The sequence below is a fragment of the Paenibacillus mellifer genome (assembly GCF_023195895.1).
GTDB lineage: Bacteria > Bacillota > Bacilli > Paenibacillales > Paenibacillaceae > Fontibacillus > Fontibacillus mellifer.
In genome coordinates this window covers 1-14,998 of sequence record NZ_JALPRK010000019.1, presented here as the reverse complement: position 1 = coordinate 14,998, position 14,998 = coordinate 1, and the positions used below count along the sequence as shown (strand labels likewise).

The 14,998-nt window shown below is 55.8% G+C and carries 12 protein-coding genes; all 12 read left to right on the top strand.

Annotated features, from left to right (window positions below; genetic code table 11):
* Positions 1-31 precede the first annotated feature (31 nt).
* The 12 genes from argJ to M0651_RS17655 all read left to right on the top strand — a co-directional run bounded on the left by argJ (position 32) and on the right by M0651_RS17655 (position 14,958).
* Positions 32-1,267: a bifunctional glutamate N-acetyltransferase/amino-acid acetyltransferase ArgJ gene (gene argJ, locus M0651_RS17710; protein ID WP_248553060.1), complete on the top strand. Its 1,236-nt coding sequence runs from the start codon at positions 32-34 to the stop codon at positions 1,265-1,267.
* A 28-nt stretch (positions 1,268-1,295) separates the two neighbouring features.
* Positions 1,296-2,081, top strand: coding sequence for an acetylglutamate kinase (gene argB, locus M0651_RS17705; protein ID WP_248553059.1), 786 nt, complete (start codon positions 1,296-1,298; stop codon positions 2,079-2,081).
* Positions 2,082-2,149: 68 nt separating this feature from the next.
* Positions 2,150-3,391 carry an aspartate aminotransferase family protein gene (locus tag M0651_RS17700; RefSeq protein WP_248553058.1) on the top strand — a complete coding sequence of 414 codons (1,242 nt, stop codon included), beginning with the start codon at positions 2,150-2,152 and terminating at the stop codon, positions 3,389-3,391.
* Positions 3,392-3,395: 4 nt separating this feature from the next.
* Positions 3,396-4,358: an ornithine carbamoyltransferase gene (gene argF / locus M0651_RS17695; RefSeq protein ID WP_248553057.1), complete on the top strand. Its 963-nt coding sequence runs from the start codon at positions 3,396-3,398 to the stop codon at positions 4,356-4,358.
* 23 nt (positions 4,359-4,381) lie between these two features.
* Positions 4,382-5,620, top strand: a complete 1,239-nt coding sequence (locus M0651_RS17690; protein WP_248553056.1) for an argininosuccinate synthase — start codon at positions 4,382-4,384, stop codon at positions 5,618-5,620.
* 246 nt (positions 5,621-5,866) lie between these two features.
* Positions 5,867-7,282 (top strand): argininosuccinate lyase, encoded by a 1,416-nt coding sequence (gene argH / locus M0651_RS17685; RefSeq protein WP_248553055.1) that lies wholly within the window; start codon positions 5,867-5,869, stop codon positions 7,280-7,282.
* Positions 7,283-7,655: 373 nt separating this feature from the next.
* Complete coding sequence (locus M0651_RS17680; protein ID WP_248553054.1) at positions 7,656-9,653, top strand: methyl-accepting chemotaxis protein; 1,998 nt, start codon at positions 7,656-7,658, stop codon at positions 9,651-9,653.
* Positions 9,654-9,886: 233 nt separating this feature from the next.
* Positions 9,887-10,531, top strand: coding sequence for a YhbD family protein (locus M0651_RS17675; protein WP_248553053.1), 645 nt, complete (start codon positions 9,887-9,889; stop codon positions 10,529-10,531).
* Positions 10,531-11,253 carry a hypothetical protein gene (locus M0651_RS17670; protein WP_248553052.1) on the top strand — a complete coding sequence of 241 codons (723 nt, stop codon included), beginning with the start codon at positions 10,531-10,533 and terminating at the stop codon, positions 11,251-11,253. Before M0651_RS17675 ends, M0651_RS17670 begins: the two co-directional genes overlap by 1 nt.
* Positions 11,254-11,281: 28 nt before the next feature.
* A complete protein-coding gene (locus tag M0651_RS17665; RefSeq protein WP_248553051.1) occupies positions 11,282-12,037 on the top strand; it encodes a hypothetical protein in 756 nt (251 codons plus the stop codon).
* Entirely contained in the window at positions 12,034-13,584 is a 1,551-nt protein-coding gene (locus M0651_RS17660; RefSeq protein WP_248553050.1) for an MDR family MFS transporter, read from the top strand. Before M0651_RS17665 ends, M0651_RS17660 begins: the two co-directional genes overlap by 4 nt.
* Before the next feature lie 108 nt (positions 13,585-13,692).
* Complete coding sequence (locus M0651_RS17655; protein ID WP_248553049.1) at positions 13,693-14,958, top strand: MFS transporter; 1,266 nt, start codon at positions 13,693-13,695, stop codon at positions 14,956-14,958.
* The last annotated feature ends 40 nt before the right edge of the window (positions 14,959-14,998 follow it).

Sequence of the window (14,998 nt, the reverse complement as noted above, 5' to 3'; positions counted from 1 at the left end):
CTACTTACTTAGGTTGTGAAAGGAGTACGTCATGGGAGTGGTTAGTTTATTCAGTGTAGCGCCGGAGGGGAGCATAACCTCGCCGAAGGGATTTCGGGCCGGCGGGCTGCATTGCGGTCTGAAGAAGACGACGCGCAACGATCTCGGCGCGATCCTCTGCGAGGTGCCGGCGGTGGCCGCGGCCGTATATACGACGAACGTATTCCAGGCCGCGCCTTTGAAAGTGACGCGCGAGAGCGTCGCGTCGGGGGGGCGGCGGCTGCGGGCCGTCGTCGTGAACAGCGGCAACGCCAACGCGTGCACGGGCGCGCAAGGCGAAGCCGATGCGTATGCGATGCGTGCCGCGGCGGCGGAAGCTTTTGGGCTCGGCGAAGACGAAGTCGCCGTAGCCTCCACCGGCGTCATCGGCGAGTTGTTGCCGATGGAACGCGTTCACGCCGGCATTGTTGGACTGCCGGCGGCTTTGGCGGCGAACGGCGAGGGGGCCGAGCTGTTCTGCCAGGCGATTCTGACCACGGACCTCGTGAAGAAAGAGGTGTGCGTGAAGCTTGACGTGGACGGCCGCGAGGTGACGATCGCCGGGGCCGCCAAAGGTTCGGGGATGATTCACCCGAACATGGCTACGATGCTGGCGTTCGTCACGACTGACGCCGCCATTGAGCCGCAGGCGCTGCAAAGCCTGCTCGGGCAGACGACCGACGTGACATTTAACATGATCACGGTCGACGGCGATACGAGCACAAACGACATGCTGCTGGCGATGGCCAGCGGACTGGCCGGCAACCGGGAGTTGTCGACCGGGCATGCCGACTGGGACGCGTTTGCTGCCGCATTCCGCCACGTGTGCGAGACGCTGGCGAAGGCGATCGCCCGCGACGGCGAAGGCGCAACGCGCCTTGTGGAAGTGACGGTCCGCGGCGCTGTGACCGACAACTCCGCTCGCGCGATCGCCAAGACTATCGTCGGCTCCAGCCTGGTGAAGTCGGCGGTGTTTGGCGCCGACGCCAACTGGGGCCGCATCATTGCCGCGGTCGGCCGTGCCGGCGAGCCGGTCAACCCGGAAACGGTGGACATCCAGCTGGGCGACATCGTCGTACTGGAGGGCTCACGCCCGATTCCTTTCAATGAGGAAGAGGCGCTCGCCTATCTGAAAGGCGACACCGTGGCTATCTCCGTTGATTTGCATAACGGTAAAGGTGAAGCCACCGCCTGGGGCTGCGACTTGACCTATGACTACGTCCGCATCAACGCGGCGTATCGAACCTAGTTAAACTCCGGAAAGGAGCCAACCAACAATGTTTGTGATGAAATGTGGCGGCAGCACGCTCGCGGAGCTGCCGGATTCTTTTTTTGCCGACCTGGTGCAACTGCAGAAGGACGGAGTAAAGCCAGTGATTGTGCACGGCGGTGGGCCTGCGATTTCGGAGAACCTCGGCAAGTTGGGGATCGAAAGCAAGTTTGTTGGCGGGCTGCGATATACGACAGAAGAAGTGCTGGATGTCGTGGAAATGGTTCTGGGGGGCAGCATTAACAAAATGATCGTGCGCCGCATTACCCAGAATGGCGGGAAAGCGATCGGCTTGTCTGGCGCGGACGGCAGTCTGCTGCAGGCAAAACACGTCGCGAACCACAAAGAGGTTGGGCTCGTCGGCGACGTAACTGACGTTAATGCCGAATTGATCGGCGGTGTGCTTGACCTCGGCTACATCCCGGTCATTGCCCCCGTCGGCATCGATGCCAACGGCGCGCAGCGCTATAATATTAACGCGGATACGGCCGCGGGCGCCGTTGCCTCCGCACTTGGCGTTTCGCGGATGATCGTTGTGACGGATGTGCCGGGGATTTTGAAGATGACAGGCAACGAAAAGAAAGTGCTGGAGACGATCACGGTCCAGCAAATTGAGGATATGATCTCCACCGGAGAAATTTACGGCGGTATGATCCCGAAGGTGCGCGCCGCAGTGGCTTGCATCAGCGGCAGTGTGAAGGAAGCCGTCATCGTGGGCGGCAGCGAGCCTGGCGTGCTCGGTAAAGTGCTGTCCGGCGAACGCATCGGGACCCGAATCGTACGCATGGCGTAGCGAATTGGTGGGTACAGGTTATGTTATATTAATTATTAATCATGAAGAAGATGGGAGTGGAAGATACGATGGCGCAAAGTGATCTGAAGGAAGCCGCAACGGCTTCGGCAGCCGCAGCGGAAGAGAGTAAACCCAGCGCGTTGTTCCCAAGTTACGCTCGGTACCCGATTCATTTGGTGAAAGGGAAAGGCAGCTGGCTGTGGGACGATAAGGGCAACCGCTACCTCGATTTCATGAGCGGCCTTGCGGTCGCCAACCTGGGCCATGCGCCGGATAAGGTGGCGGCTAAAGTGAAGGTGCAACTGGATGAGCTGTGGCATGTGAGCAACCTGTTTCATATTCCGCAGCAAGAGACTGCAGCGCGGAAGCTAACGGAGATCAGCTGTGCGGACGTCGTCTTCTTCTGCAACAGCGGTGCCGAAGCCAACGAAGCGGCGATCAAGCTGGCGCGGCGCTACCATCAGAAGGTTAAAGGGACGAACCGCTACGAGATGATTACGTTCGAGCAATCCTTCCATGGCCGGACGCTGGCTACGCTGACCGCCACCGGCCAGCAGAAGGTGAAGGACGGCTTCCTGCCGCTTCCGGAGGGCTTCAAGACCGTGCCCCTGCATGATATCCCCGCGCTCAAAGCGGCGATTGGTCCGCAAACGGCGGCGGTCATGCTGGAGATGGTGCAGGCTGAAGGCGGCGTGTATCCGGTCGAGCCGGCGTTCGTGCAGGAGCTGGCCGAGCTGTGTAAGGCACAAGGCCTGCTGCTGATCATCGACGAGGTGCAAACCGGCATGGGACGTACGGGAGCTTGGTTTGCGCATCAGCATTACGGCATCAAGCCGGATATTTTCACATCGGCCAAAGGGATTGCCAGCGGCTTACCGGCCGGGGCGATGTTGGCTAAAGAATACTTACGCGAAGCTTTTCCTCCAGGCAGCCACGCTTCTACGTTTGGCGGGAACCCCGTCGTAACGTCGGCGATCATCGCGACACTGGAGACGATGCAGGAGGAGCGCATTCCGGAGCATGCCGCGGAGATGGGCGACTACTTGGTGGGTCTCCTGAAGGAGACGTTTAAGGATCAGCCATTCATCAAAGAGGTACGCGGTAAAGGTTTGCTGATCGGCATCGGGTGCGCAGGCCCGGTTGGCGATATTGTTCTGCTCGGGCAGAAACACGGGTTACTGTTCGTCACCGCCGGCCCTGACGTGATTCGTTTGCTGCCAAACCTTAAGGTGTCGAAGGAAGAGATCGACCAGGCCGTGGCGATTTTGGCCGAGGTTGTTGCCGCCTATTTAGCCAAGGAGGGAAACTAAACCCATGACATTGCTGGAACCATCGAAACGCAGCAGCATGAATCTTAGCGGCCGCGATTTTATAGAACTCACCGATTACACAACCGAAGAGATCCACTATTTGATCGATTTGGCTATCGAGCTGAAGCGAAAGCAGAAGAATGGCGAGGAGTACCAGCCGTTGAAAGGGAAAACCGTCGGATTGATTTTTGAAAAATCGTCGACGCGGACGCGAGTGTCTTTTGAAGTGGGGACGTATCAGTTGGGAGGCCACGCTCTTTTTCTCAGCAAAAACGATATCCAGCTCGGACGCGGCGAGACGATCGCCGATACGGCGGGAGTGATGTCGCGTTACCTGGACGGCATCATGATCCGAACCTTCGGTCATGAAAAAGTGGTTGATCTGGCCCGCTACGCAACTGTGCCGGTGATCAATGGTCTTAGCGACTTGGCGCATCCGTGCCAGGTGCTGGCTGACTATCAGACGCTATACGAGTATAAAGGTACGCTGCAAGGACTGAAGCTGGCCTACATCGGGGACGGCAATAACATGGCCCACTCGCTGATGATCGGCGGAGCGAAGCTTGGCGTACATGTATCGGTTGCCAGCCCGGAAGGGTATGAACCGGATCCGCAAATCGTGGCGGACGCGCAGGAAATTGCCAAAGCAACGGGGGCAGTTATTGAAGTGGTCCGCGATCCGAAAGCGGCGCTTCAAGACGCTGACGCCATTTACACGGATGTTTGGGCGAGCATGGGCTTCGAGGAGGAACAGAAGGCACGCGAAGTTGCCTTCCGGGATTACCAGGTCGACGAACAGCTGGCGCGGTACGCGAAGCCGGATTATGTCTTTATGCACTGTCTGCCAGCCCACCGGGGCGAGGAAGTGAGTGAAGGCGTGATTGACGGCGAGCATTCGATTATTTTTGACCAGGCAGAGAACCGGCTGCACGCGCAAAAAGCGCTGATGGCCGCTTTGATAGGATAATTATTCGGGGAGGACTAGGAATCATGGCAAAGGAAAAAATCGTACTGGCGTACTCCGGAGGCTTGGATACGTCGGTGATCCTGAAGTGGTTAAAAGAGACTTATGATGCGGAAATTATCGCGTTTACGGCGGACATTGGTCAGAAGGAGGAACTTGATGGACTCGAAGCGAAGGCGCTCGCGACCGGGGCTTCCAAAGTCTATATCGACGACCTGCGCGACGAATTCGCTAAGGACTTCATCTATCCGATGTTCCAATCGGGCGCTTTGTATGAAGGTCAATACCTGCTCGGCACCAGTATCGCCCGCCCGCTGATTGCGAAGCGGATGGTGGAGATCGCCCGCGCGGAAGGCGCGACGGCCATCGCCCACGGTGCGACCGGCAAAGGCAACGACCAGGTGCGCTTTGAGCTGGCTGCTGCTGCTTTGGCGCCTGAGATCCGCGTCATCGCGCCTTGGCGGCTGAGCGAGTTCCGCGATCGGTTCCCGGGACGGGCGGAGATGATCGCTTATGCTGAAGCGAACGGGATTCCGGTCACGGCATCGGCGGCGAAGCCGTATTCGATGGACCGCAACCTGCTGCATATCAGCTATGAAAGCGGCGTGTTGGAGGATCCGTGGTTCGACGCGTCAGCACCTGAGAACAAGGACATGTTCCTGCTCAGCGCTTCGCCGGAGGATGCGCCGGATCAGCCGGAATACCTGGAGCTGGAGTTCGAGCAGGGCAACTGTGTAGCGCTGAACGGCGATCGGTTGAATCCGCTCGCGGTGATGGAGAAGCTGAACGAGCTGGGCGGTAAACACGGTATCGGCCGCGTCGACATGGTCGAGAACCGCTTCGTTGGCATGAAGAGCCGCGGGGTCTATGAGACGCCGGGCGGGACGATCCTGTTCACGGCCCACCGCAAAATGGAGTCGCTGACGATGGACCGCGAGGTCATGAACCTGCGCGACAGCCTGATCACCCGCTACAGCACGCTCGTTTACAACGGCTTCTGGTTTGCGCCGGAACGCCTCGCGCTGCAAGCGCTGGTGACGGAAAGCCAGAAGAACGTCACGGGCACGGTGCGCGTGAAGCTGTACAAAGGCAACATCATCGCCGCCGGCGTGAAGAGTCCGGTGAGCTTGTACAATCCGGACATTGCTACAATGGAGGCCGATCCGTCGCAGGCGTATGACCAAGGCGACGCAACGGGCTTCATCAATCTGAACGCATTGCGGTTGAAAGTCGGCACGGGTGTGGCGCAAAATAGCGGCAAGTAAAGGTACTTTCAAGTCTATTCGGTTCGGAAAATCTATTCGAAAAACCGAATACAATTTGCCGATTTCCGGCGATTCGACCCCAATGTGTATGAAATTTCGTATATAATGGTGCATTATGCGGGACTTAGGCGAGAATCTGTATGATTTTTCGAATAGAATCGGCAATTTCGGACATATGCGAGGAAATATACTCGAAAAATCGAATACATTTCTTCTTCTGATTAATGTTGGTAAGGAGTGGGTCAGGTGAGCAAGCTGTGGGGTGGCCGCTTTACGAAGCAGACCAACCGTTTAGTTGAGGAATATACCGCCTCCATCGGGTTTGATAAAGCGCTGGCGGAGGAAGATGTGCAGGGGAGTCTCGCGCATGTCACCATGCTGGGCAAATGCGGCATCTTGCCGGAAGAGGACGTCGAGAAGATCAAGGAAGGCCTGCATCAGGTCCTGCTCAAAATCCGCCGCGGCGAGCTGGAATATTCCGTGTCGGACGAAGACATCCATATGAACATCGAGAAGCAGCTAATCGACGAGGTTGGTTCGGTCGGCGGGAAGCTGCACACCGGGCGCAGCCGCAACGACCAGGTGGCCACGGATATGCATCTCTACCTGCGCAAGCGGGTGGTGGAATTCGTTGGCCTGCTGCAAGAGCTGCAGGAGGCGCTGTTGGGACAAGCAAAAGCCAATCTCGACACGATTGTGCCGGGGTATACCCATCTGCAGCGGGCGCAGCCGATCCTGTTCGCTCATCATCTGCTGGCGTATGTGTCCATGTTTCAGCGCGACATCGAGCGCCTGCAGGACAGTTACAAGCGAATCAATGTTCTTCCGCTGGGCGCGGGGGCACTGGCTGGGACGACGTTCCCGATCGATCGCCATTTCGTGGCCGAACAGCTGCATTTTGACGGCGTATATGAGAACAGCCTCGATGCGGTGAGCGACCGTGACTTTATCGTCGAGTTTCTCGCCGACGCTTCTATTCTGATGATGCATCTCTCGCGGCTCAGTGAGGAGTTGGTCCTTTGGAGCAGCACGGAATTCCGCTTCATTGAGCTGGATGACGCGTTCTGCACCGGCAGCAGCATTATGCCACAGAAGAAAAACCCGGACGTGCCAGAGTTGGTTCGCGGCAAAACGGGGCGCGTCTATGGCAATCTGATGGGGTTGTTGACCGTGCTGAAGTCGCTGCCGCTGGCGTACAACAAAGACATGCAGGAAGACAAGGAAGGCATGTTCGATACGGTTGCTACCCTGCAAGGCGCGCTGCAGCTGTTTGCGCCGATGATTGCCACGATGAAGGTGAACAAGGAGCGGATGCGCGAGGCAGTGAACCAGGACTTCTCCAACGCGACCGACATCGCCGACTTCCTGGCGAACAAGGGCCTACCGTTCCGCCAGGCGCATGAGGTCATCGGCAAAACCGTGCTGTATTGCATCCAGAACGGCAAATATTTGCTGGACCTGACGCTGGAGGAGTTCAAGCAGTTTTCGCCGCTGTTCGACGACAGTATTTATGATGTGCTGCAGCCGGAGAGTGTCGTGAATGCCCGTAATGTGTACGGCGGGACGGCGACTCCTCAAGTCACTGCGGCGATCGAACGCGCGGAGAGTATGCTGAAAGCGGGACGTACGTGGACACAAGAGTACGCGGAAAAAAGTAAATAAGCGAAGACCTCCACTTTAGTGGTCCTACGCACATTTCGGAAACAGCCATCGTCCTCGGACGAACGGCTGTTTTTTTGTGTTCGGCCGACATGGATCGGTCCAGTTGGATGAATATTTTCAATATTTGAAATTATCAGGAATTTGCAAGAAATTTATCGAAAGTTGAAGAAACTTTCTGAAAAAACACTAAAGAAATGGTCGTAATTTGTCGAAATAGATGTTAGATCCATCACTGCCAACGCGGTAAATCTATGTATGAACTCTAACAAAATCAGAATTGGTCGACATCCGGTACCGTTTTTGCAGTTGATCGACCCCTGGCACACAGCAAGAGACGACAGGATGCCCATAAAATAAAAGGAGAAAACAAAGCATGAAGCAACTATTTACAAGGATTCGGAATTTGGTGGAAGTCAGGACATTGCGTAACCGGCTATTGATTATTTTTGCTGTACTGCTGATCGTACCCAACCTGGTGGTCTCTTACACGAGCTTCAACCGGGCCAGTGAGCAATTGCATGAGAAAATGGATGCCAGCACACAATCGAACGTGAACCTGCTCAACGACTCAATCACGCAGATCGTGGAGGCAGAAGTTCGAAATGTAGAGCAGTTGGTCCAGGAAATCGATTCGGCTCAAGTGGATACATATTCCCCCGAGCTTCGGACATTAATCGATTTGTTCGTGGAGAAACACCCGGAACTGGAAAACATGGTCGTCGGGAATCAAAACGGTGCCTGGATGAAAGCTCCTGATCCCGGCAAGCAGGATTACGATCCTCGGGAACGGGATTGGTACAAAGCCTCGTTAGGAAGCCCGGAGCAAACGGTCATTATCGATCCGTTCAAATCAGCAACGACGGGGAATTACAACTTGTATATCAGCCGTGCGCTGAAGGACCATCAAGGAGCGATCACGGTCGCCCTGGACCTTGCGGATCTTAACCAGGATGTTAGCGCCATTCGCTTGGGAGAACGTGGATTTGTCTATATTGTGGACCGCACGAACAAGTTTGTCACGCACCCAACAAGCGCGGTCGGCGAAGAGGCCGTTGGAAACCATTTATCTCAAATCAATGCGGCGGAATCGGGCTATATGAAATATACCGATCCGGTATCCGGGACGGAGCAAAGTGCGTTTTTTACAACAAATCAGCTGACGGGTTTTAAAATCGTAGGGGTTCTGGATGTGAAGGAATTCAGCGACGCTTCGCTACCGATTATGTGGACGTCTCTAATTGTCCTGGCGATCTCGTTGGTCGTTGCCGGCGTCTTGCTGTTATTGGTCATTCTAAACATCACGCGTCCGATCGAGCAGTTGAACCAATCAGCTAAACGCGTCAGCGAAGGTTACTTGAACGAGGATGTAGCCACGAAACGTAAGGACGAAATCGGACAATTGGCCGCGAACTATAACGGGATGCTGGCTTCCTTGCGGCAAATGGTTCGGGAGATGTCCGAGACGGCAAGTCAGCTTGCCGCCTCGAGTGAAGAGTTAACCGCAGGGACGGAACAGAACGCCAAGGCGGTGGAATATGTCGCCGAGTTGGTTCAGACCGCTTCGGATCAGGCGGAGAAACAAGCTTCCACCTCGGCGGAAAGTGCCGATACGATGGACGAAATGTCCCAAGGTATCCGGAAAATCGCCGAAGCATCCGGTACGATCGTCGAGTCGTCGATGCAGACGGTAGGGGATGTCCGGGATGGAAGCGAGAAGGTCAACCTCGTTGGCTTGCAGATGGAGGAAATCCGCAGATCGACGCTGGAATCGGCGGAGTTGATGCAGCAGATGAACGAGCTCAGCGGACAAGTAGCCGGGATGAGCAGCGCAATAACCGAGATCGCGAACCAAACCAATCTACTCGCGTTAAATGCGGCGATCGAAGCGGCGCGTGCTGGAGAAGAGGGACGCGGCTTCGCGGTTGTTGCGGGCGAGGTGCGTAAACTAGCGGAACAGTCTGGATCGACGGCGGAAATGATTCAACAGAACATCGGGCGGATGACCGAGCTCACGGGCAAGGCTTATGAAATGATGAATCACAAAGTGAATGCCAATGTGGAGCGAGGGATGTCGGTGACTGAGGAGGCGCAAACGGCGTTCCAGGCGATCGAGCGTTCCACGCAGCGCATCTCGGAGCAGATTCATGAGGTGTCGGCCATAACACAGCAAATGTCGGCTAGTGCCGATGAAATTGCCCACTCTGTCGAACAGATCGCAGCGACCTCGGCCAGCAGCATGGAGAGCTTCCAAGGCGTAACGGCTGCGACCGAAGAACAACTGGCTTCCATGGAGGAAATCTCCTCCGCTTCGGAAGGATTGGCACGAATGGCAGCGGATATGCATGCCCAGATCGATCGGTTTAAGTTATAACCTATAGAGGCAGTTTTAGCCCCCTGAGCCATAATCATTGGCGAAGGGGGTTATTTGATTTCCTCAATTTCCACCTTGGGCCGGGCGCAGAAATCCGCCCCGAGACGGATGGAGGTCGTAGGGAAGTCGATTAAGATGAATAGCAGCAACGCTCTTGTTCGGTATCCGCTCACGCCCGCTTTACAACGTAACAATGTTATGTTACGTTATTGGAGCAAGAAAGGAGCATGAACATGAGTGAGGAATTGATCTCCAAGAAGGAATTGCTTGATCTGACAGGGATTTCGTATGGGCAGCTATACCGCTGGAAGCGCAAAAACCTGATCCCGGAGCCATGGTTTATCCGCAAGTCGTCTTTTACGGGACAGGAGACGTTTTTTCCAAGGGAGAAAATCCTGCAGCGCATCGACCGAATTCTGGGTATGAAAGATGATTTGTCGCTGGATGCATTGGCGGATGTCTTTTCACCGAGCCCAGGGGATATCCGTCTTAGTGCAGGAGAACTTTTGGAGAGAAACATTGTTACATCTACATCCTTGAACTTATATATCGAGACTGCGGGGAAGTCTGAAGGGATGTCGCTATTGGGTTTCGATCAGATGCTTACCGTTTACGTGCTCGACAAGCTGCTGCAAAGCGGGGATATTTCACTGGAGGAAGGCCGGTTACTGGTTCAAGCACTGGAAGAATATTTGCCGGGCTTGGCCGGACAGGAATGCGGCGTGCGTCTCACCCGTAAAATGGGGGTGGCCGCTTTTATTCTGGTACCGGGGGATATCGAGATTTATATGGACCGCAGCGTCAGGACAGTCGTCCGTCTATCGCTGGCACGTTGTACGGAGGAATTGAAATTATTGGTGAGCGGGAGTGAAGGGTAATGGCGGATCGAAGCCTGAAGGATTTGAAGATCAACGGGGTGGGTCTGGCGTCCGGCGGCACGTATCGTAAAATTCAGGCTGAAGGGATAGCTACGCTAAACGGAGATATCACCTGCGAAATGCTGGGGGCTAACGGGACCCTAAAGATCCGAGGTACGGTCGACGCGGTCGAGTTCCACCTGAACGGCACCGGTTCATCGGAAGAATCATTGCGAGGCGGAAGGTTCGAGCTGGACGGGATGTTTAAAATCGGCCGGGATGTACGATTCTCTCGGTTACATGTCCGCGGGATCCTCAAGGTTGGGGGTTCCGTTACCGGGGAGTCGGCCAAGGTGGATGGCGCCTTGAAGTTGGAAGGCAACGCCGAGTTCGAGGAAGCCGAAGTGTACGGTCAGCTTCAAGTTGGCGGCATGTTGAATGCTGGACGCTTAACGATTGATCTGGAAGGCCCTAGTCACGCCAAAGAGATCGGTGGGGAGTCCATTGTCGTGCGGCAGCGAAAGAGCAAACGGCTGTTAGACTATCTGTCCTCGCTGCGGGCTTCCCGGTTAACGGCAGGCGTGATCGAAGGGGACGACATTCAGTTGGAAGGCACGAAGGCGGATGTAGTGCGCGGCAACTCGGTCGTAATCGGACCGGGCTGCGAGATTGGCCGCGTGGAATATAAGGAACGTTATGAGGTTTCGCCGCAGGCTTCGGTCGGACGCGCGGAACAGAAATAAATCGACAATGAAATAGGAGGGAATGGGGATGGCCGTACAAGTACGGGATGACCGTGATCGCAGTACCGATTTAAAAATCGTCGGCAACGGGACGTCAAACGGCGGGATGTTCAATAAGGTTAAGATCGTTGGCGAAGGCGATATCAACGGGGATGTGGATTGCCGTACCCTGACCTGTACGGGAACGCTGGAGGTTGACGGTGGATTGCGTACCGGGACAATGAAGGCAACGGGCACGATTGCTGTGTCCGGCCCGATGAGCGGCGAGGAGTTGAGCTTGACCGGCAACCTTAGTGTCCGGCGAGGCTTGAAAGTCGGCAAAGCCCGGCTTAACGGGGAGCTCCGCATCGATGGCGGCATCTCCGGTGTGGACATCGGGTTGTATGGGAGCTGCGAGCTGTCAGGCGACTGCCAAGCCGAGCGGTTGCGCCTTAAAGGAGCGATACAATCTCAAGGGACGATCAACGCGGAGCGTGTGGAAATTGCAATGTTCGGTCGCAGCCAAGCCGCCGAAATCGTCGGCGGACAGATCCGCATCGCCCCGCATCCGACATGGAAGTGGGTATCGTTGTTCAAGTCCTGGGGGACACCGGGTCTGCAGGCAAACCTCATCGAAGGCGATGTCATTCGTTTGGAAAATACCGTAGCCGACGTCGTGCGCGGCGGGGATGTCTCGATTGGTCCCGGCTGCCGGATCCGGCTCGTGGAATATACAAAACATTATCATCAGGACCCGCACGCGGAAGTGGGGGAACACCTGAACGTTTGGAGGAACGAAGGATGAACGCGCAATCAAACAGCCGTCTCGGTTTCGTCGTCGCCGGCCTGCTGCTCGGCATTTTGATGGCGGCAATGGACAATACCATCGTGTCCACCGCAATGGCAACCATCGTATCCGAGCTGGGCGGCCTGGATAAATACGTCTGGGTCACCTCGGCGTATATGGTCGCCGAAATGGCGGCAATGCCGATCTTCGGTAAACTGTCCGATATGTATGGACGCAAACGATTTTTTGTCTTTGGCATCGCTATGTTTTTGCTGGGATCCGTGTTATGCGGTACGGCCGACACCATCGTGCAGCTTAGCGTCTACCGCGCGATCCAGGGGATCGGGGGCGGGGCGTTGATGCCGATCGCTTTTGCCATCGTGTTTGACGTATTTCCGGTGGAAAAACGCGGCGCCATGGGTGGTTTGTTCGGCGCAGTATTTGGGATCTCCAGTCTTGCCGGCCCGCTGCTTGGCGCCTTTATCACCGATCATTTGAATTGGCGCTGGAATTTCTACATCAATATCCCGCTAGGCATCCTCGCGTTGTTCCTGATCCTGGCCTTTTATAAGGAATCGGCCGTCCATGCGAAGCAGCGGATCGATTGGTGGGGCGCGTTGACCTTAATCGGCTCGATCGTCGCTCTGATGTTTGCGCTGGAGCTGGGCGGGCAGTTGTACGCCTGGGATTCCGGGAAAATCCTTGGGCTGTTCGCGGCATTTGCTGTGTTATTCACCACGTTCCTGCTGGTCGAGCGTAAGGCGGAGGAGCCGATTATTTCCTTCGGGATGTTCCGTAAGCGCCTATTTGCCAGCAGTAATCTGGCCGGGCTGTTCTATGGCGCCGCGTTTATCGCTGCTTCCGTGTATATCCCCTTGTTTGTGCAAGGGGTAACAGGCGGTACGGCAACTAATTCCGGCTTAATCCTGCTGCCGATGACATTGAGTTCCGTGGTCGCTTCCCAGGTCGGGGGCTTCCTCGTGCAGCGTACCAGCTTCCGCAACGTCATGGTGCTGTCGGCCGTCATCTTTATGGCAGGGATTGCTTTGCTCGCGACGATCACGCCGGACACATCCAAAACACTGCTGTCCATCTACATGGCGATTGCGGGATTTGGCGTCGGGTTCTCGTTCTCCGTGCTGGGGATGTCCGCGATTCAAGATTTCGGCCCATCGCAGCGGGGAGCCGCCAGCTCAACTATGTCCTTCATTCGTTCGCTGGGGATGACGGTGGGGATTACCGTGTTCGGGATCGTGCAACGTAACCTGTTTGCGAATCGGTTAAGCGAATCGCTGTCCGCCACGGGCGGCGGGGCGGAAGGGCTGCCATCCATGGACGATCCGCGGACGCTGCTCGCCTCCGAAGCGCGCAAGGCGATTCCGGCTCCAGTTCTGGAGCAGATTGTGGGCGGCCTGTCGAAGTCGATCACAACGATGTTCTGGTGGACGCTCGTACCGGCAGTGCTGGCGTTGATCACGGTGTGCTTTATGGGCAACGCCAAAATGATGGGGCACGGACCGGGAGCCCCGAGTCGACAGGAAGTTAAGACGGCGGCTTCGGAGTGATTTTTACCTGAAACGAGGGTATAAAAGAAACATTTGACATCCCTCTATGAAATATGGATAATCTATAGTTCATCCTAGCAAGTTATGAGGTAATGAGGTGTTTATTAGATGAGTCAAGATTCACAGGCAATGCCCGCTTCCGGCAGTTTGTTCCGGAACCGGTTCTACCAAACGATCCTGATCTCCAACCTGTTTTTGCAGATCGGGATCTGGGTTCGCAACTTTGCGATTCTGATGTTCGTAACAGACCAGACCAACAACGATCCGCTCGCGATCTCGCTGATTTCTGTCGTGGAGTTTGCGCCCATCTTTGTGTTCTCCTTCATCGGGGGAGCGTTCGCTGACCGGTGGAAGCCGAAACGGACGATGATCTGGTGCGACTTCTTGTCCGCAGTCTCGGTATTTGCCGTTCTGCTGACCTTGTTGTATGAGTCGTGGGAAGCTGTTTATTTTGCCACCTTTATCTCGGCGATTCTATCGCAGTTCTCGCAGCCTTCGGTGATGAAGCTGTTCAAGCAGCATGTTCATCCGGAGAAGGTGCAGCAGGGAATGGCGTTATTCCAGTCGCTGGTGGCGATTTTCATGGTCATTGGGCCATCGCTGGGGATTTTCTCCTATCATCAGTTTGGGATCTATGTATCGATTGGTGTCATGGGCGTGGCGTTCCTGATCTCCGCTGTGGTGCTGTTCCGGCTTCCGGCGGATGAGGAGCAGGAGACGAAACGGGAGCAAAGCGGCAATATCCGCAAAGAATTGGCGGATGGCTTCCGTTATGTATGGCGCAGCCCGGTGCTGAAAGTGCTGGGCGCGACGTTTGCGATCGCCGGCTTCTCCGTCGGGATCATTCAGACGCTGGGGTTATTCGTCGTCACCGAACGGTTGGGTCAGCCTAAGGAATTCCTGCAATTCCTGCTGGCGGTTAACGGTGTAGCGATGTTGATTGGCGGCGGTGCGATCATGGGTTTGGCCAAAAAAGTTCCGCCCCAAATCCTGCTTGCTTTCGGGATGGCGATTAGCGCCGTTTGTATCGTGGGCATGGGGCTGTCGACCAGTGTTCCGTTAACCCTGGTGCTGCAGTTTCTGAACGGCCTGACGTTCCCTTGCATCCAGATCGGGATCAACACGATGATCCTGCAATGGACGGAACAGTCTTATGTCGGCCGCGTCAACGGCGTGCTTAGTCCGATGTTCATGGGGATGATGGTTATCATGATGTCGTTGTCCGGCGTGCTGAAAACGGTCTTCCCGCTCGTCGGGATTTATGCCGTATCCGGCATCATAATGCTGCTCGGCGCGATGATCCTGGTGCCGATCTTCAAGCATAAGCCAGCGCCGCAGCCACAGCCGCAGTTGGGCGAACAGCCGACGAGCTGAGGTTTGGAAGTAAAAAGAAGCTGCCCCAAGGGGCAGCTTC

Coding starts and splice junctions, on each gene's coding strand:
- M0651_RS17670 (WP_248553052.1), top strand. CDS start 10,531: ATGGCGGATCGAAGCCTGAAGGATTTGAAGATCAACGGGGTGGGTCTG.
- M0651_RS17665 (WP_248553051.1), top strand. CDS start 11,282: ATGGCCGTACAAGTACGGGATGACCGTGATCGCAGTACCGATTTAAAA.
- M0651_RS17655 (WP_248553049.1), top strand. CDS start 13,693: ATGAGTCAAGATTCACAGGCAATGCCCGCTTCCGGCAGTTTGTTCCGG.
- argF (WP_248553057.1), top strand. CDS start 3,396: ATGACATTGCTGGAACCATCGAAACGCAGCAGCATGAATCTTAGCGGC.
- M0651_RS17675 (WP_248553053.1), top strand. CDS start 9,887: ATGAGTGAGGAATTGATCTCCAAGAAGGAATTGCTTGATCTGACAGGG.
- argJ (WP_248553060.1), top strand. CDS start 32: ATGGGAGTGGTTAGTTTATTCAGTGTAGCGCCGGAGGGGAGCATAACC.
- argB (WP_248553059.1), top strand. CDS start 1,296: ATGTTTGTGATGAAATGTGGCGGCAGCACGCTCGCGGAGCTGCCGGAT.
- M0651_RS17690 (WP_248553056.1), top strand. CDS start 4,382: ATGGCAAAGGAAAAAATCGTACTGGCGTACTCCGGAGGCTTGGATACG.
- M0651_RS17700 (WP_248553058.1), top strand. CDS start 2,150: ATGGCGCAAAGTGATCTGAAGGAAGCCGCAACGGCTTCGGCAGCCGCA.
- M0651_RS17680 (WP_248553054.1), top strand. CDS start 7,656: ATGAAGCAACTATTTACAAGGATTCGGAATTTGGTGGAAGTCAGGACA.
- M0651_RS17660 (WP_248553050.1), top strand. CDS start 12,034: ATGAACGCGCAATCAAACAGCCGTCTCGGTTTCGTCGTCGCCGGCCTG.